The organism is Streptomyces sp. NPDC015032, from assembly GCF_043080425.1.
Taxonomy (GTDB): domain Bacteria; phylum Actinomycetota; class Actinomycetes; order Streptomycetales; family Streptomycetaceae; genus Streptomyces.
Map to the genome: position 1 here is coordinate 365,472 of NZ_JBIBVN010000003.1, position 16,364 is coordinate 381,835.

Annotated in this window: 14 protein-coding genes; 9 read left to right on the forward strand and 5 right to left on the reverse strand. The window is 69.9% G+C overall.

Translation table 11 applies throughout. The features are described from left to right. Nucleotides 1-12: 12 nt before the first annotated feature. The 4 genes from ACF08M_RS07455 (at nt 13) to ACF08M_RS07470 (ending at nt 3,301) form a co-directional block, all read left to right on the forward strand. Nucleotides 13-930, forward strand: coding sequence for an ABC transporter ATP-binding protein (locus tag ACF08M_RS07455; protein WP_392184479.1), 918 nt, complete (start codon nt 13-15; stop codon nt 928-930). After that, nucleotides 923-1,615, forward strand: a complete 693-nt coding sequence (locus ACF08M_RS07460; RefSeq protein WP_392184284.1) for an ABC transporter ATP-binding protein — start codon at nt 923-925, stop codon at nt 1,613-1,615. Before ACF08M_RS07455 ends, ACF08M_RS07460 begins: the two co-directional genes overlap by 8 nt. A gap of 434 nt (nt 1,616-2,049) precedes the next feature. Then, the gene (locus ACF08M_RS07465) at nt 2,050-2,997 is read left to right on the forward strand and encodes a phosphatidylinositol-specific phospholipase C/glycerophosphodiester phosphodiesterase family protein (protein ID WP_392184285.1); all 948 of its coding nucleotides are present in this window, start codon (nt 2,050-2,052) and stop codon (nt 2,995-2,997) included. Between the two features lie 109 nt (nt 2,998-3,106). Beyond that, the gene (locus ACF08M_RS07470) at nt 3,107-3,301 is read left to right on the forward strand and encodes a hypothetical protein (protein WP_392184286.1); all 195 of its coding nucleotides are present in this window, start codon (nt 3,107-3,109) and stop codon (nt 3,299-3,301) included. A gap of 341 nt (nt 3,302-3,642) precedes the next feature. Here ACF08M_RS07470 and ACF08M_RS07475 read toward each other — a convergent pair whose 3' ends face one another. From ACF08M_RS07475 to ACF08M_RS07485, 3 genes are all read right to left on the reverse strand, one after another. Further along, complete coding sequence (locus ACF08M_RS07475) at nt 3,643-4,005, reverse strand: DUF779 domain-containing protein (RefSeq protein WP_392184287.1); 363 nt, start codon at nt 4,003-4,005, stop codon at nt 3,643-3,645. Nucleotides 4,006-4,135: 130 nt separating this feature from the next. After that, complete coding sequence (locus ACF08M_RS07480) at nt 4,136-4,852, reverse strand: response regulator (protein WP_392184288.1); 717 nt, start codon at nt 4,850-4,852, stop codon at nt 4,136-4,138. Beyond that, nucleotides 4,849-6,447, reverse strand: a complete 1,599-nt coding sequence (locus ACF08M_RS07485) for an ATP-binding protein (RefSeq protein ID WP_392184289.1) — start codon at nt 6,445-6,447, stop codon at nt 4,849-4,851. Before ACF08M_RS07485 ends, ACF08M_RS07480 begins: the two co-directional genes overlap by 4 nt. Before the next feature lie 219 nt (nt 6,448-6,666). On the opposite strand from ACF08M_RS07485, the gene ACF08M_RS07490 reads away from it, so the two are divergent. The 3 genes from ACF08M_RS07490 to ACF08M_RS07500 are packed head-to-tail and all read left to right on the forward strand — an operon-like array spanning nt 6,667 to nt 9,427. Then, nucleotides 6,667-7,482 carry an ABC transporter ATP-binding protein gene (locus ACF08M_RS07490; RefSeq protein ID WP_392184290.1) on the forward strand — a complete coding sequence of 272 codons (816 nt, stop codon included), beginning with the start codon at nt 6,667-6,669 and terminating at the stop codon, nt 7,480-7,482. After that, on the forward strand, nt 7,472-8,335 hold the full coding sequence (locus ACF08M_RS07495) for an ABC transporter permease (protein WP_392184291.1): 864 nt from the start codon (nt 7,472-7,474) through the stop codon (nt 8,333-8,335). Before ACF08M_RS07490 ends, ACF08M_RS07495 begins: the two co-directional genes overlap by 11 nt. A gap of 54 nt (nt 8,336-8,389) precedes the next feature. Next, nucleotides 8,390-9,427, forward strand: coding sequence for an ABC transporter substrate-binding protein (locus ACF08M_RS07500; protein ID WP_392184292.1), 1,038 nt, complete (start codon nt 8,390-8,392; stop codon nt 9,425-9,427). 55 nt (nt 9,428-9,482) lie between these two features. Here ACF08M_RS07500 and ACF08M_RS07505 read toward each other — a convergent pair whose 3' ends face one another. Both ACF08M_RS07505 and ACF08M_RS07510 read right to left on the reverse strand, forming a co-directional pair. Next, a complete protein-coding gene (locus ACF08M_RS07505; RefSeq protein WP_392184293.1) occupies nt 9,483-10,787 on the reverse strand; it encodes a hypothetical protein in 1,305 nt (434 codons plus the stop codon). Beyond that, nucleotides 10,784-12,817, reverse strand: a complete 2,034-nt coding sequence (locus ACF08M_RS07510; RefSeq protein ID WP_392184480.1) for a transglycosylase domain-containing protein — start codon at nt 12,815-12,817, stop codon at nt 10,784-10,786. The genes ACF08M_RS07505 and ACF08M_RS07510 overlap by 4 nt, the downstream gene beginning before the upstream one ends. A 527-nt stretch (nt 12,818-13,344) precedes the next feature. On the opposite strand from ACF08M_RS07510, the gene ACF08M_RS07515 reads away from it, so the two are divergent. Together ACF08M_RS07515 and ACF08M_RS07520 are read left to right on the forward strand one after the other, a co-directional pair. After that, a complete protein-coding gene (locus tag ACF08M_RS07515) occupies nt 13,345-15,159 on the forward strand; it encodes a hydrogenase maturation protein (protein WP_392184294.1) in 1,815 nt (604 codons plus the stop codon). Nucleotides 15,160-15,207: 48 nt separating this feature from the next. Then, complete coding sequence (locus tag ACF08M_RS07520; protein ID WP_392184295.1) at nt 15,208-16,287, forward strand: hydrogenase expression protein HypE; 1,080 nt, start codon at nt 15,208-15,210, stop codon at nt 16,285-16,287. Nucleotides 16,288-16,364: the final 77 nt, after the last annotated feature.

Consider the following 16,364-nt stretch of genomic DNA (forward strand, 5'->3'; position numbering starts at 1 on the left):
GTCCGTTTCCGGATGCGTGGCGGGCGCCACATCGCCGCCGTCAGCGACGCCCACTTCGACCTCGCGGCGGGGGAGTGCCTCGCCCTGGTCGGCGAGAGCGGCTGCGGCAAGTCCGTACTCGCCTCCGCGCTGCTGGGCCTGCTCCCCGGCAACGCCCGGACCACGGGCTCGGCGGTGCTCGGCGACGGCACCGATCTCCTCGCCGCCGACGAACGGACCCTCGCCCGCACGGTGCGGGGACGCCGCATCGGACTCGTGCCGCAGAGCCCCGCGGCCCACCTCACCCCGGTCCGCACCGTACGGGCCCAACTGGAAGAGACGCTGCGTGAGCTGACCGGTAGCCGCAGGCCCGCCCTGCGCGCCGCGGCCGAGCAGGCCGCCGCACGTGCCGCTTTCCCGGTCGGTCACTTGGACCGGTATCCGCACGAACTCTCCGGCGGCCTCGCCCAGCGCGCGGCGACCGCGCTCGCCCTGATCGGCGACGCACCCCTGCTCCTGGCCGACGAACCGACCACCGGACTCGACCGCGACCTGGTCGAGCGGACCGTCGACGAACTGCGTCGGCACACCGACGGAGGCAGGGCGCTGCTGATCATCACCCACGACCTGGCGGCCGCCGAGCGGATCGCCGACCGGGTTGCCGTGATGTACGCGGGCCGCATCGTCGAACTCGCCGACGCGGGCCGGTTCTTCGGGGAGCCGGGACCGCGCCACCCGTACGCCCGTGGACTCCTCGACGCCCTGCCGGAGCGTGCCTTCGTGCCTGTCCCCGGAATGCCGCCGGAACTCGGAGCGCTCCCCGACGGCTGTGCGTTCGCGGCCCGTTGCAGCCGCGCCGACGACCAGTGCTCCGTCCCGCCCCCGTTCGACGGCCGTCTCGCCTGCCACCATGGTCTGCGGACAGCCTCGGAGGAGTCCGCCCATGCTTGAACTCACCCGTGTCACCGCCGGATACGACCCTCGCGACCCCGTGGTCCGCGATGCCTCACTGACGATCGAACCGGGGGAGGCCGTCGGCCTGCTCGGCCCGAGCGGCTGCGGCAAATCGACCCTGGCCAGGGTCGCGGCCCTGCTGCACCGCCCGGACGCGGGCACGGTCGCTCTCGACGGCCGACCGGTACGGGGCTGGCGGCACCGTGCCCCGCGGACACAGCGCACCGCCGTCGGCGTCGTCTTCCAGCAGCCCCGGCTCTCCGCCGATCCCCGGCTCAGCCTGCGCGAACTCATCGCCCAGCCGCTGCGCGCGACCGGCCGACGCGCGGAGGTGACGGACCGGGTCGCCGAGCTGGCTCCGGACGTCGGCCTCACCGCCGAACTGCTGCAACGGCGTCCGCACGAGGTGAGCGACGGCCAGCTCCAGCGCGCCTGCCTGGCCAGGGCACTGGTCCTGCGGCCGCGCTGGCTGATCTGCGACGAGATGACGGCGATGCTCGACGCGTCGACGACCGCCGCGCTGGTCGCGGTCGTCGAGTCCTACCGACGTGAGTCCGGGGCAGGACTGCTGGCGGTCGGTCACGACCGGGTGCTGCTGGAACGCTGGTGCGACCGTACCGTCGGCTGGCAGGAGATCTCCGGGCCCGGCGCGTCGCGGGAGGCGACGGGCCGGGCCGGATGAGGACGTCCCCTCCCCGCAGCCGACCACGGGGAGTTCGTCTCCAACGAGGTGACCGGGGTGCGGGCCGCGTACCGGGGGCGCGGTGTCTCCATCGCCATGAAGACCTACGGCATGGCCTTCGCGTGAACCCGTGGAGCGCGCAGGGTCCGCACCTTCCACCATCCGGCGAACGCAAGCGCCCTGGCGATGAACCGGACCCCCGGACCTGTGCGAGCCGTGTGCGCAGGGTGTCGATGCCGGGCAGGAACCAGAGCTGAATGCCCCGCCCGGTGTCCACCACCCCGGACCGTCCCGGCCCGGCCCGGGGTAACGGCGGTCGACGGGCGGACGACGGCTCGGTCAACTCTTGTGAACCGCCCGCCCATTGCGGGGACCGCCGTCGCATACTCGGTCGCGTCCGATTATCCGGTCCGCCCTCGTCCCCGGGAGAATCCATGACGTTCCCGACCCGCCGACGCGTCGTCACCACCGCGCTCGCCACTGTCGCCACAGGCGCGGTCCTGTCCCCGCAGACGGCCGTCGCGTCCGAGGCATCCGCCGCACCCCCGGCCGTAGACCGCCGCCGTCCGCGCCCGCTGCGCCGTGCGCACGCGCACAACGACTACCTGCACACGCGCCCCCTCCACGACGCGCTCGCCCACGGCTTCACCAGCGTCGAGGCGGACATCTTCCTCGTGGACGGGGAGCTGCTGGTCGCCCATGAAGCCACCGACCTCGACCCCACCCGAACCCTCGCCTCGCTCTACCTGGACCCGCTGCTGGCCAGGGTCCGGGCCCATCACGGTACGGTCCACCCCGGCTACCGCGAACCCGTCCAGCTGCTGATCGACATCAAGACCGAGGGGGAGGCCGCCTACCTCGAACTGGACCGGCAGCTCCGGCGGTACCGGGAGATGCTGACGGCGTACCACCACGGCCGGACGCGGCCCGGCGCGATCACGTCCGTCGTCTCCGGCGACCGCGCCGCCCGCGGCCCGATGGAGGCGCAGCGGACGCGATACGCCTTCTACGACGGCCGGCCGGACGACCTCGGGACCGCGGCCACCGCCTCGTTCATCCCGCTCATCAGCGACAGCTGGAGCGACAACTTCAGCTGGCTGGGCGCGGGTCCCTTCCCCGTGGCCGAGCGGGACAAACTGCGCTCGCTCGTCGCGACGGCCCATCGAAGCGGCCAACGCGTCCGCTTCTGGGCCACTCCGGACGCCGCGGGACCGGAGCGGGAGGCGGTCTGGGCCGAGCTGCTGGCCGCCGGGGTCGACCACCTCAACACCGATGATCTGGCCGGACTCGAACGCTTCCTGCGTACCCATGACAGGGACGCCGGGACCGGGGCGGCTCCGCTCGGCGACCGCCCGGCCACGGGCGCACCCTCCGGAGCGTGACAGCCAGTCAACACCCGGATGGCGGACACGCCAGTCCGCCGGATGGCCTCTCCGCTACGCCACACTGGCGGCCGAATGCCGCATTCCGGCGCGGCGGAGGAGGTTGGCCATGGCCATTTCGATCTCACTGGTGGTACTTCTGCTGATCCTTGCGGTGGTCTTCCTCCGCAACGGAGGGCTGAAGATCTCGCACGCGCTGGTCTGCGCCCTGCTCGGGTTCTTCCTCGCGGGCACGAGCATGGCGCCGACCATCCAGGACGGGCTGACGGCCACGGCCGACGTCGTCAGCAGCCTCAAGCCCTGACTTCGGCGGCGTCCGGTGACCGGGCCCCAGGGGCACGGCCACCGGACACCGCGCGCAGTGCCGCCGCAGGCCGGGCAGCGCGCTGTCGGCGGCGATGGTCGAACCCCAGTCGTGACCCACGATCGCCGCGGTGCACGGCGTCGGGCGGTGAAGCGGCGGGGGAGGTGGTGGGCGGCATGGGTTTCTCCTCGTGGGTCCGGCCGGGTGCGGTCCGGTGGCCGTCGGCGCGAAGCCACCCCGGCCGGGGACCGTCTGTGTCACGATCATTCGGCCACCGCCACCGCCACCGCACTCACAAGGATTCTTGCCCTTCCGGCAAACCGCCGCCGTGCCGCGCCGCCTCATGGGCCGACGAGCCGGGACCGGATCAGGAACCGCACCCCCTCCGGAGCCTCCAGAGAGAATCCGCTGCCCCGCCCCTCCACCACGTCGACGATCAGCCGGGTGTGCGCCCACACCTCGTACTGGCTCCTCGACATCCAGAACGGGACAGCCTCCGCCACCCCGTCGACGTCCAACGAGGCCAGCAGCACGTCCGAGCCGCCGGTGCGGAATTCACCGGCCTGGTAGCACATGGGCGCACTGCCGTCGCAGCAGCCGCCCGACTGGTGGAACATCAGCGGACCGTGTACCGCGTGCAGTCGGCGCACCAGATCGGCGGCCGCGGCGGTGAGCTCCACGGCCGTCGCGTCCGACGGGCTCATCGCCGCGGCCCGGAGCCGGAGTTCCCCGCAGTGCGACGGGCCGTCGCCGGGGGCCTCGTACCGAGTCGGTTCATGGATCAGTCCCTTCGACCTGGGCGTGAGACGGGGTGCCGGCGCTGCGGCCGGGCGTCTACGGCACCGTACGCCCCTCGGCTTCCTTCGCCCATGCGTAACGGTGTTCGGGCCGGCCGGTGTCGCCGTACTTGAGACTGAGACTGATGCGGCCGGCGCCCTCCAGGTACTTGAGGTACCGCTGGGCCGTGGAGCGGCTCAACCCGGCCCGGGCGGCCACCTCGTGGGCGGACAACGGTTCGCCGGCGGCCGACAGGACATGGCGGATCACGTCGGCCGTGGGCGCCGAATGGCCCTTGGGCAGGGCCTCCGCGGGGCCGGACTCCGCCGTGCGAAGGGCGCCGAAGATCCGGTCCACCTGCTCCTGTCCTGCCTCGCCCCGGCCGCCGCCCACGCCTTCGAGGGCCCGGCGCAGGGCTGCGTAACCCTCCAGCTTGGACCGCAGACCCGTGAAGCTGAACGGTTTGACCAGGTACTGCAGGGCGCCGTACCGCATGGCCGTCCGGACGGTCGACACATCTCGGGCCGCGGTCACCATGATCACATCGGCCGGGTGACCGAGCTGGCGCATGCGTCGTACCAGCGTCAATCCCGTTTCGTCCGGAAGGTAGTGATCGAGAAGGACCAGATCGACGTGGTGGCGCTCCAGAAAGGCCAGCGCCTGTACGGCGGTGTGCGCGCGTGAGACGACGCGGAAGCCGGGCACCCTGGCCACGTACTCGGCGTTGATCTCGGCAACACGGAAGTCGTCGTCCACCACCAGGACATCGATCATCGCAACTCTCCCACTCCGGTCGGCGGCCGGACGCCGAGTGCCTCGGGCAGAACGACGGTGAATACCGCGCCGCCGCCCGCCCTGGCGGTGACGCGAGCCGCGCCACCGTAGCGCTCGGCCAGCCGGCGCACCAGCGCCAGACCCAGACCGCGGCCACGATGTGCGGGGGACTCCTTGGTGGACCAGCCCTCGGTGAAGACGTGCTCGCGCATGCCGGGAGGTATCCCGGGACCGTTGTCGCTGACCCGCAGGACCGCGGTGGTCCCCTCGGCGAGCAGTTCGACCTCGATGAGCGAGGCGACGTCGAGCGCGTTGTCGATGAGGTTGCCGAGGACCGTCACCAGATCGCGCGGATCCACCACCACGTCCGGGAGCCGGGTGTTCGGCGAGACGTTCAGGGACGCGCCCCGCTCCGCCGCGATTGCCGACTTGCCCACCAACAGCGCCGACAGCAGCGGGTCGTTGACGCGCTCGGCGACCTGCTCCGCCGATGCCCGGTGACCATTGGTCACCTCCGCGACGAACTCCACCGCGGCTTCGTGCCTCCCGAGTTCCAGTAGCCCGAGCACGGTGTGCAGCCGGTTCGCGTGCTCGTGGTCCTGGGCGCGCAGCGCGTCCAGCAGGCCATGTGTGGAGTCCAGTTCACGGCCGAGCAGTTCCAGCTCGGTGCGGTCGCGCAGGGTGACGACGGCTCCGCCGTCACCGGTGGGCATGCGGTTGGCGATCAGCACGCGTCCCTTGCAGACGGTGATCAGGTCGGCGCCGCCGACCCGGCCGGCCAGCACCTCCGTCGTACGGCCCGGCGGCAGCACCTCGCCCAGTGCGCGCCCGACGGCGTCCTGGCCCAGTTCCAGCAGACGCCGCGCCTCGTCGTTGAGCAACCGGATCCGGCCCCGGGCGTCGAGGGCGAGGACGGCCTCGCGAATGCTGTGCAGCATGGCCTCCCGCTCGTCCAGCAGGGCGGAGATGTCGGCGAACGCCAGCCCATGGGTGCCGCGCTGCAGCCGCCGGGAGACGGCCAGGGCGGCCAGCACGCCCACGGCGAGCGCCGCCCCGGAGTAGAGCAGCAGACCGGGAATGGCCCCGAGCAGCCGTTCATGGACGCTGTCGTAGGCGATGCCGACCGAGACGGCGCCCACGATGGTCCCGTCCCTGTCGCGCAGGGGGACCTTCGCGCGTGCCGAGCGGCCCAGGGTTCCGTCGTCGATCTGCATGACCTCCCGGCCGCCCAGAGCCGTGCTGGGATCGGTCGAGACATGCCTGCTGATCTGCGCCGTGTCGGTGTGCGACCAGCGGACCCCGCGGGTGTCCATGACCACGACGTAGAGCGCCCCGGTGGCCCGCCGGATCCGCTCCGCCTCGGCCTGGACCGGTCCGGTGGGACTGGGGTCGCTGCCGGTCAGGCTGCGGACCAGGCCGGGTTCGGCGGCGGCGGTCTGGGCGATGGACAACGCCTGGCGCATCGCCTGGTCGTCGAGCTGGTCGCTGAGGGGCGCCAGGAAGAGCCCGGTGACGAGCATGATCACACCGGTGGTGATCGCCACCTGGGTGAGCAGGACCTGGGCGAAGACACGGCGGGGCCAGTGAATCCGCATGTGCTTCGACCTCTGCCTTCCGTCGGCCAGGAACCTGATGCTCCGTTTCGTCCTCGTGTGAACGCAACGTAAACGTCGCCGTCGCCGATGAACAGTCCTCGTGGCCCATTCGTTGCCACAGCGTGAGCAGAACGGGCAGAACCGCGGGTTATGGGCAGAAGCAGGGGTTGTGGGCGCAAGGGTGCCCACGTCCGCGCGCCGCACCTAGCGTCCCGCCCCATGAACAGCGATACGAGCCCCGCCATCGAGCTGCGGGGGGCGAGCAAGGCGTTCCGGACTCCGTCGGGGGCGCTCCACACTGCCGTAAGGGATCTGGACCTCACCGTCGGGCGCGGTGAGTTCGTCGCCGTCGTCGGTCCCACCGGATGCGGCAAGTCGACCACCCTGACCCTGGTGAGCGGTCTGGAGGAGCCCACCGAGGGGGAGGTGCTGGTGGGCGGTGAGCCGGTGCGCGGCATCGGCGACAAGGTCGGCTTCGTCTTCCAGCAGGACGCGGTCTTCCCCTGGCGGACCGTGCTGTCCAATGTGATGGCGGGTCCGCGCTTCCGTGGCGTGCCGAAGCCCGAGGCGAGGGAACGGGCCAGGCAGTGGCTCGCCCGGGTCGGGCTGTCCACCTTCGAGGACCGGTATCCCCACCAGTTGTCGGGCGGTCAGCGCAAGCGGGTCGCCCTCGCGGCCACCTTCGTCAACGACCCCGAGATCCTGCTGATGGACGAACCCTTCTCCGCGCTCGACGTGCAGACCAGGGCCCTGATGTCGGACGAACTGCTGGAGCTGTGGGCCGGCACCGGCTCCTCCGTCGTCTTCGTCACCCATGACCTGGAGGAGTCCATCGCGCTGGCCGACAAGGTCGTGGTCATGACCGCGGGCCCGGCCACGGTCAAGGAGGTCTTCGAGATCGACCTGCCCCGCCCCCGCAAGGTCGAGCAGGTGCGACTGGAACCCCGGTTCGTCGAGATCTACCGGGAGATCTGGTCCTCGCTCGGCGAAGAGGTCCGTATCACCCGTGAGAGGGGTGCCCTCGATGTCGCCTGAAACCCTCACCGCGAACGCGGTCGTCACCAAGACCGAACGCACCCGGGCCAGGGCGCGGGCCGCCCGGAACCGCAGGTACCTGGTGCTCGGGAGCCGGGTCGCGGTTCTCCTCGCGGTCATCGGGCTGTGGGAGTGGCTGGCCCGTACCGCGGTCATCGACCCGTTCAACTTCTCCATGCCGTCGAAGATCTGGGAACAGATCCGCACCTGGGTCGTCGACGGCACCGCCCAGGGTTCCCTGTGGGAGCAGATCTGGTACACGCTCTACGAAGCGCTGCTCGGCTGGGTCATCGGTGTGATCGCCGGCGTGCTGCTGGGAATCGCACTGGGCCGTGTCCGGTTCGCCGCCGATGTTCTGGGTCCGTACATCAAGGTGCTCAATGCCCTGCCGCGCATCGTGCTCGCCCCGATCTTCCTCATCTGGTTCGGCCTCGGCCCCGCCTCGAAGGTCGCCTCCGCGGTCGTCCTGGTGTTCTTCCCCGTCTTCTTCAACGCCTTCCAGGGGGCCAGGGAGGTCGACCGCAACCTCGTCGCCAACTCCCGCATCCTGGGCGCGAGCAACCGGCAGGTCACCCTTCAGGTGGTCATCCCCTCGGCAACGTCGTGGATCTTCACCAGCTTGCACGTGAGCTTCGGCTTCGCCCTCATCGGCGCCATCGTCGGTGAGTACATCGGCGCCACCAAGGGGCTCGGACTGCTGGTCGCCGCCTCCCAGGGCACGTTCAACGCCGCCGGTGTCTACGCCGCGATGGTCATCCTCGCGATCGTCGCGCTGCTGGCCGAGGGCCTGCTGACCTTCCTGGAGAAGCGGCTCTTCCGCTGGAAACCGGCCGAGGCCGACACCGCCCGCTGACCCCCGCAGCGAACCCCACCCCCCCGAATGATTCCTCACAAGGACGTGAATCAGATGCGTACATCCACCAGGATCTCGGCCGTCGCCGTCGCCGGGGCACTCGCCCTGACCAGCCTGACCGCCTGCGGCGGCGACTCCACCTCGGCCTCCGGTGGCAAGAACGACCAGGTCAAGATCATGGTCGGTGGCCTGGACAAGGTCATCTACCTCCCGGCGATGCTCACCGAACGGCTCGGCTACTTCAAGGACGAGGGCGTGTCGGTCCAGCTGCTCACCGAGCCCGCGGGTGTCCAGGCCGAGACGGCCCTGGTCTCCGGCGACGTCCAGGGCACCGTGGGCTTCTACGACCACACCCTCGACCTTCAGGTGAAGGGCAAGCAGGTCGAGTCGGTGGTCCAGTTCTCCCAGGCCCCCGGCGAGGTCGAGATCGTCTCCAACCAGGCGGCGGACGACCTCAAGTCCGCGAAGGACTTCAAGGGCAGGAAGCTCGGTGTGACGGGCCTCGGCTCCTCGACCGACTTCCTCACGAAATACCTCGCGGTGAGCAACGGGGTGGAGACGAGCGAATTCACGCCCGTGGCCGTCGGCGCGGGGCAGACGTTCATCTCTGCCCTTCAGCAGGGCTCGATCCAGGGCGGTATGACCACCGATCCGACGGTCGCCACCGTCCTGGACAAGAAGCTCGGCAAGATCCTCATCGACATGCGGACTCCGGAGGGCTCCAAGCAGGCGCTCGGCGGGCTCTACCCGTCCTCCAGCCTCTACATGCAGACCGAGTGGGTCGACAGCCACAAGGAGACCGTCCAGAAACTGGCCAACGCCTTCGTCAGGACGCTGAAGTGGATGTCCACGCACAGTGCCGACGAGATCGCCGCGAAGATGCCCGCCGACTACGCCCAGGGCGGCGGAAAGGCTCTCTACGCAGAGGCCATCAAGAGCACCCTGCCCATGTTCACCACGGACGGCGTCATGCCCGAGGACGGCCCCGCCACTGTGGAACGGGTCCTGAAGGCCTTCAACCCGAACCTGAAGAACGCGAAGGTGGACCTCGCCAAGACGTACACCACGGAGTTCGTCAAGAAGGCGGGCTGACCGCGGGCGCCGAGGACGCCCGCGCGCTCCGGACCCGTTCGGCCCGATGCCCCGCCTACTGCTTCCAGTTCGGAGGCTGGGCGGGGTCGAGCGTTCGCCACTGGGCGAGGACCCGGGGATCCTGCGCGTCGAGCCAGTCCGTCAGCTCACGGAAGGAGACACAGCGCACCTCCTTGCGCGGGCAGACCTCCCGCATCGTCTCCTCGGCGGCATCCATGTAGATCCCGCCGTTCCAGTCCTCGAAGTGATTCCCGATGAACAGTGGTGCCCGGCTGCCGTGGAACACCCGGTTGAACCCGGCTACGTACGAGTCCCTTGCCTCCTTGCGCCACTTCTCGTACTTCGCGGGGTCGCCCTCGGTGGTGCCCTCCGACTGGTTGTAGAGGAAGTTGAAGTCCATGGACAGCACCTGGAAATCCTTGCCGGGGAACGGCAGCATCTGCAACGGGAAGTCCCAGACACCGTTCTTCTTGGAGGGCCAGATCTGGAAGTCCCCCGGGGAACTCGCGTCGTAGCGCCATCCGAAGGGCTTGGTCGCCGGCAGGAGGGTCTTCTGGCCTTCGAGACAGGGGGCCCGCCCGCCGACGACCTCACGGGTGGGGTCGAACGGCAGCGGATCGAGATCGGTGAAGCCCGTATTGGTCTTCCAGTTCTGCACGAAGGAGTAGAACTGGTTGATCTCGCTGATCCACTCGTTCGTACTCCAGTCCCCACCGCCCTTCTTGCTGCAGAAGTGACCGTTGAAATGGGACCCGATCTCGTTGCCCTCCTGCCAGGCGCCGCCGAGCTGCTTCAGCGTCATACGGATGTGTTCACGCGTCGGGTACGAGATCGCGGCCGCTCCGGGGCCGTGCTGCGGCGGCTCGTAGAGCCTCCTCTTCTCCTTGGGGAGCAGGTAGATCCCGGTGAGGAAGAACGTCATGTGCGCGTTGCTCTCCTTCGCCGCACGGCGGAACCGCGAGAACATACGGTCGTCGCCCTCGAGCGCACCGTCCCACGAGAACACCACGAACTGCGGCGGTTTCTCACCCGGCTTGAGCCGCTCGGCCTTCAACCGGCCCGGCTGGGGACCCGTGTAGGACGTTGATCCGTCGCCCAGAATCCTGACCTTCCCGTCCCACTTCTCCTCCTCGGCCCCCTTCCCGTCGCCCTCACGGCGCTCCCGGGCGGTGGGCGTCGGCGCGGCGACGGTTTTCGTGCCCTGCCGCGGGGTCCGGCTGTCCGACGAATCGTCGGACGCCAGCGGGATCAGCGCCGCGGAACCCGACACGACCAGGCATGCCGCGAGTCCGAGCACGATACGGGGCGTCGCGCGGGCCCGGATCCGGTGATATACGGATTTCTCTTTGGTGTCTGTCACTTCGTCATGGCTTCCGTGTATGTGTTCCAGATCCGGGACGAGAGCTTTCGGCCGGCCGCCGAGCCGCCGTCCAGCCCCTTGAGCGGCAGTGGTGCCAGACTCTTCGCCAGGTCCATGCGGTACACGACGACGGCCGTGGATGCGGTCCGGTCGTATCCGACGTACCAGCGCGCGGTGTCGTCCTCGGTGGTTCCGGCCTTGGCGGCGACCGGTGGGGCGGATCCGGCGCGGTTTTCTCCGTCGGGCCGTGCGAGCGACGCGGTGACCTCGTCCGCGACCTCGGACCGCACGGCGCGCTTCGCCCGCGGCAGGTCCAGCCGGACCGGCTCTCCGTTGCGGGTGACCTTTCGTACCGAGTACGGATCGGTGTGCATGCCGCGGGCCGCGAACATGCCGTACGCGTCGGCCATGCGTATGGCGCTCGGTGTGGAGTTGCCCATCGAGAACGCCGGAACGGGTGGACCGAAGCTGGACGGGAGCAGCCCGGCTGCCTCGGCCGTACTGCGGACCTGCTTCAGCCCTGTGTCCATGCCGAGTTGAAGGAACGGCGAGTTCGCGGCCTTCGCCATGGCGTCGTGCAGGCTGATGCGGCCGTAGGAACGATCGCCGTCGTTTTGGCCCTTGACCATCCTGCCGCTGCGGTCCCAGTAGGGGCCCTCGGGTGTTATGACCGGGATGCCGTCGTCACCGTCGTACACGGTCGAGGGCGTGACGGTGGTCCGGGGGCCGTCGCGCCGGCGTGCGATGCCGTGCTCCAGACCGGCGGCGTAGACGAACGGTGTGAAGGCCGAACCGGCGGGAACGGTACCGGCGTTGGACTCGTTGAAGGCCTGCCGCTCGAAGTCCGGTCCGCCGTACACGGCGAGGATCCGGCCGTCCGGGGCGACGGTCGCGGCACCGAACCGGACGTGGCGGTCGGCCTTGCGCTGCTTCGGATCGAGCGTGTCACGCGCATCCTTCACGGCCTGGCCGAGGGCGGTCATCCGCGGTTTCTCGAACGTCGTGTAGATCTGGTAGCCGCCGAGGTCGAAGCGCGCGTCGGAGATGTGCCCGGCACGCTTGGCGTACGACTCGGCGAGCTGGACGAGGTAACCGTCCTGCCCGGCTGTGCTGTTCGGCTTGTGAAGGGGTTTCGGCTCGGGAAAGGTCGTGTACCGGGCACGCTCGGCCGGGCTCAGCCTGCCGATCTCGACCATGCGGTCCAGCGTCCACTTCCACCGTGCGACGGCGCGGTCACGGTTGCGCGGGTTGACGGCGGGGTCGTAGAGCGAGGCGCCCTTGAGCAGGGACGCGAGGAACGCGCCCTCGCTGGCGTCGAGTTGGGTGACCTCCTTGCCGTAGTAGGCCTGGGCCGCGCGCTGGAGACCGTAGGTGCCACGGCCGAACCAGCTGGTGTTCAGGTATTCCTGGAGGATCTCGTCCTTGCTCACATGGCGGTCGAGTTTGACCGCGAGCAGCATCTCGGTGAACTTTCGGGAGAAGGACTGGTCCTGCGAGAGGTAGACGTTCTTGACGTACTGCTGGGTGATCGTCGAGCCGCCCTGGGTGTCGCCCTCGCCGACCGTGCGCCACAGCGCGCGGGTGATGCCCTCCGCCGATATGCCGTGGTCCGAGTAGAAGTCGGCGTTCTCGGCCGCCAGCACGGCCCATCGGACGTCGTCGGGAATCTTCGACAGAGGCATCTCCTGGCGGCTCACCCAGCCCGTACGGGCCATGGGAGTGCCGTCGGCCCAGTAGTAGACAGTGTCCTGCTGTGTGGCGAACGCGTTGAGGTCCTTGGGGATGTCCGTACGCGCGTAGGCGATGCCCACCACGGTCGCGAGCGTTGCCGTGATCATCAGGAACGAACCCACGACCAGCCGCCACGAGGGCACCCACCTTTGCCAGCCGTGCCGGCCCGCGCGTGGATAGTCCGGGCCGCGTAACAGGCGTGGGCGTGGCCGCTTCGACCGCTTTCGGCGCCCCGTGCCGCGGCCCGGCGCGGGGCGGGCGGAGCGCGCCATTCTGCTGAATGCCTTGTGCTGTGTCATTCCGTCCAGCCGTGACAGGCCGGGCCGGCCGTGGACTGCGACCGTGCCCGTGCACATGTAGTGATCATTGCTCGTCCGCTGTCACGCCTTCGGCTCGGCCGGTGCAAGGCGTGCGCATCCCGGGTTCGGCTTCGGCCCTGGGGCTGCTGATCGGACGGAAACGCCCAGAGGGTGAGCACACGCTCCCCCCTCGCCGACTCCGTCGCAGCAAAGGCCAAAGCGTGACCGAGAGTTGCGTCGCGAGGTCACGCAAAGATAACAGGCACCGGGGCGGATCGTGTCGTCCGGCCCCGATCGGGCCCAGGGGGACCGTAGTTGGGCCGGGAGTGCGGGCTCGGCTTCGCGCCGTGCCGCCGGTCGGCCGGCGGGCATCCACCGGGTGCGCGGGGGCTCGGTGCCCGGGTTCCACTGAGTGGTCGCAGATGTGTTCGCTTTCGGGTGACTCGGCGGCCTGGTGCCGGTGGAGCGCCGTCGGCGGTGTCCCACCATCGCAAGCAGCCGGATCTGCCCGGCGTTGGGAGACTGCCGTGCACATCCTGCTCGTGGCGAGCGCCTTCAACAGCCTCACGCAGCGTGTTCATGCCGAACTGAGGGACCGCGGCCACGTCGTCGCGGTGGAACTCGCTCTGCCGGAGAAGTCCGCGCGCGATGCGTCGCTGCGGCGGGCCGTGCGCGAGTTCGCGCCCGACCTGATCGTGGCCCCGCTGCTGAAGACCGCCATCCCCCGGGAGGTATGGGCGGCGCACACCTGCCTCGTCGTCCATCCGGGCCCCCCGGGCGACCGCGGGCCCTCCTCCCTCGACTGGGCCATCGACGAGGGTGCGGACACCTGGGGCGTGACCGTCCTGCAGGCCGACGAGGAGATGGACGCCGGCGCCGTCTGGGCGTCGGCCGCCTTTCCGATGTCACCGGTGGGCAAGAGCGACCTGTACCGCAACGAGGTCTCCGACGCCGCTCTGCGGGCCGTGCATCTCGCCGTCGAGCGCTTCTCGGCCGGTACGTACGTTCCTCGTGCGCAGACCGGCGGGAACGAGGAACTGCGCATCCGTACGCGGCCGTACCTCCGACAGGAGCACCGTCGCATCGACTGGGCGTCGGACTCCACGGAAGTGGTCCTCCGGAAGCTGCGAGCGGCCGACTCGTACCCCGGCGTGCGTGACGAACTGCTCGGCGGTGAATGGTTTCTGCACGGGGGGCACCCGGAGCACGAACTGCGCGGCGCACCGGGCGAGCTGGTGGCGGTGAGGGCCGGGGCCGTCTGCCGGGCGACGACCGACGGCGCGGTGTGGATTCCCGAACTCCGCCCCCGTCGCAGGCCCGGAGGGCCGGCCACGTTCAAACTGCCCGCCGTGACGGCGCTCGCCGGGCGTCTGCCCGCGCTGCCCGAGTGTCCTGCGCCGTTGTCCGAGGAAGCGCGCGGGCCCGGCTGGAGCGACATCTCCTACCGGGAGGAGGGGCAGGCCGGCTTCCTCTCGTTCTCCTTTCCCGGCGGTGCGATGAGCACGGTGCAGTGCCGACGCCTGCACGACGCCTACCGGTTGGCCTGCCGACGGCCCACCTCGGTGCTGGTCCTGGGGGGCGGCCGGGACTTCTTCTCCAACGGCATCCACCTCAATGTCATCGAGGCCGCCGCCGACCCCGGCGAGGAGTCCTGGGCCAACATCAATGCCATGGACGACCTCGTGGAGGCCGTGCTGACCACCACCGACCGCCTGGTGGTCTCCGCCATCGGCGGCAATGCGGCCGCCGGCGGAGTGATGCTCGCCCTGGCCGCGGACGAGATCTGGTGCAGATCGGGCGCGGTGCTGAACCCGCACTACCGTCTGATGGGGCTGTACGGCTCCGAGTACTGGACCTACACGCTGCCGCGCAGGGTGGGGGCCGCCGCCGCGGAACGCCTCACCGACAAAGCGCTGCCGGTGAGCGCCGAGGCCGCGGTGCGGCTCGGCCTGGCCGACCGGACGATCGCCTGCGATGCGCAGTCGTTCGCGGGCGAGGCCACCCGGCTGGCGGTCCGCCTGGCCGTGTCGCCCGGGGCGACGTCGCGGATCGCCGCGAAGAAGACCGGGCGGGACCGGGACGAGGCCCATCGGCCCCTGGCCGACTACCGGGAGCAGGAGCTGGCCGCGATGCGGCGGACCTTCTTCGATCCGCAGTCCTCCTACCACGCGCTACGGCACGCGTTCGTGCTCAAGGACCCTCCGCGGGGCCGCCCGGCGCACCCCGTCCCGGTCCCGGCCGACGGATCTCCGGTGGATCCGTCCGTCGGAGAGCCCCGTGTCACCGCACTGGCGGCGCACCGCGAGGTACCCGCACCGAACGCTTGCTACCAAGAACAGTGAAGGCCGATGTGCCGGCCTCCGTGTGTCTCTTCCCAGGGAGGCATCCTCATGGATGCAGCAACGTCGAACGCCGTGGACGCACCCGCTGCGACCACCGGAGAAGAGTCCCCGATCCATATCCTCTGGATCAACGCGGGGCTGAGCTGTGACGGTGACTCGGTGGCCCTCACTGCCGCGATGCAGCCGAGCATCGAAGAGATCGTGACCGGTGCGCTGCCCGGGCTGCCCAGGATCGAGGTCCACTGGCCGCTGATCGACTTCGAAAGCGGCCCCGTGGGCGGTGCGGACACGTTCATCGAGTGGTTCTTCAAGGGCGAGCGCGGCGAGATCGATCCCTTCGTCCTGGTGGTCGAGGGTTCCATCCCGAACGAGACGATCAAACCGGAGGGGTACTGGTGCGGCTTCGGTGACAATCCGGAGACCGGCCAGCCGGTCACCACCAGCGAGTGGATCGACCGGCTGGCGCCCAAGGCCCTGGCCGTCGTGGCCATCGGGACCTGCGCCACGTACGGCGGTATCCACTCGATGGCCGGCAACCCGACCGGTGCCATGGGCCTGCCCGATTATCTCGGCTGGGACTGGAAGTCGAAGGCCGGGATCCCGATCGTGTGTGTGCCGGGCTGCCCGATCCAGCCGGACAACTTCTCGGAGACCCTGACCTACCTGCTGTACCAGGCGGCGGGATCCGCTCCGATGATCCCGCTGGACGACAAGCTCCGTCCGACCTGGCTGTTCGGTGCCACCGTGCACGAGGGGTGCGACCGGGCCGGCTACTACGAGCAGGGCGAGTTCGCCCAGACCTACGACTCGCCCACGTGCCTGGTCAAGCTCGGCTGCTGGGGTCCCGTCGTCAAGTGCAATGTACCCAAACGCGGCTGGATGAACGGCATCGGAGGCTGCCCGAACGTCGGTGGTATCTGTATCGCCTGCACCATGCCGGGCTTTCCCGACAAATTCATGCCGTTCATGGATGAACCGCCGGGCGCCAAGCTCTCCAGCACCGCCAGCGGCGCGTACGGGGCGGTCATCCGCAGGCTCCGGGAGATCACGGCGAAGACCGTGGACAAGGAACCGAAGTGGCGGCACAAGAGGGGCCGGCTGACCACCGGCTACCGGCCCCCGTGGTGAACACGCCCAGGACCCCGTTCGCACTCCACACCCTCCGGTGACGACCTCACCTCACCTTTCTCAGAAGGGCTACGGCA

Coding starts and splice junctions, on each gene's coding strand:
- ACF08M_RS07520 (WP_392184295.1), top strand. CDS start 15,208: ATGGATGCAGCAACGTCGAACGCCGTGGACGCACCCGCTGCGACCACC.
- ACF08M_RS07465 (WP_392184285.1), top strand. CDS start 2,050: ATGACGTTCCCGACCCGCCGACGCGTCGTCACCACCGCGCTCGCCACT.
- ACF08M_RS07490 (WP_392184290.1), top strand. CDS start 6,667: ATGAACAGCGATACGAGCCCCGCCATCGAGCTGCGGGGGGCGAGCAAG.
- ACF08M_RS07470 (WP_392184286.1), top strand. CDS start 3,107: ATGGCCATTTCGATCTCACTGGTGGTACTTCTGCTGATCCTTGCGGTG.
- ACF08M_RS07500 (WP_392184292.1), top strand. CDS start 8,390: ATGCGTACATCCACCAGGATCTCGGCCGTCGCCGTCGCCGGGGCACTC.
- ACF08M_RS07510 (WP_392184480.1), bottom strand. CDS start 12,817: ATGACACAGCACAAGGCATTCAGCAGAATGGCGCGCTCCGCCCGCCCC.
- ACF08M_RS07485 (WP_392184289.1), bottom strand. CDS start 6,447: ATGCGGATTCACTGGCCCCGCCGTGTCTTCGCCCAGGTCCTGCTCACC.
- ACF08M_RS07455 (WP_392184479.1), top strand. CDS start 13: ATGCGTGGCGGGCGCCACATCGCCGCCGTCAGCGACGCCCACTTCGAC.
- ACF08M_RS07495 (WP_392184291.1), top strand. CDS start 7,472: ATGTCGCCTGAAACCCTCACCGCGAACGCGGTCGTCACCAAGACCGAA.
- ACF08M_RS07460 (WP_392184284.1), top strand. CDS start 923: ATGCTTGAACTCACCCGTGTCACCGCCGGATACGACCCTCGCGACCCC.
- ACF08M_RS07480 (WP_392184288.1), bottom strand. CDS start 4,852: ATGATCGATGTCCTGGTGGTGGACGACGACTTCCGTGTTGCCGAGATC.
- ACF08M_RS07475 (WP_392184287.1), bottom strand. CDS start 4,005: ATGAGCCCGTCGGACGCGACGGCCGTGGAGCTCACCGCCGCGGCCGCC.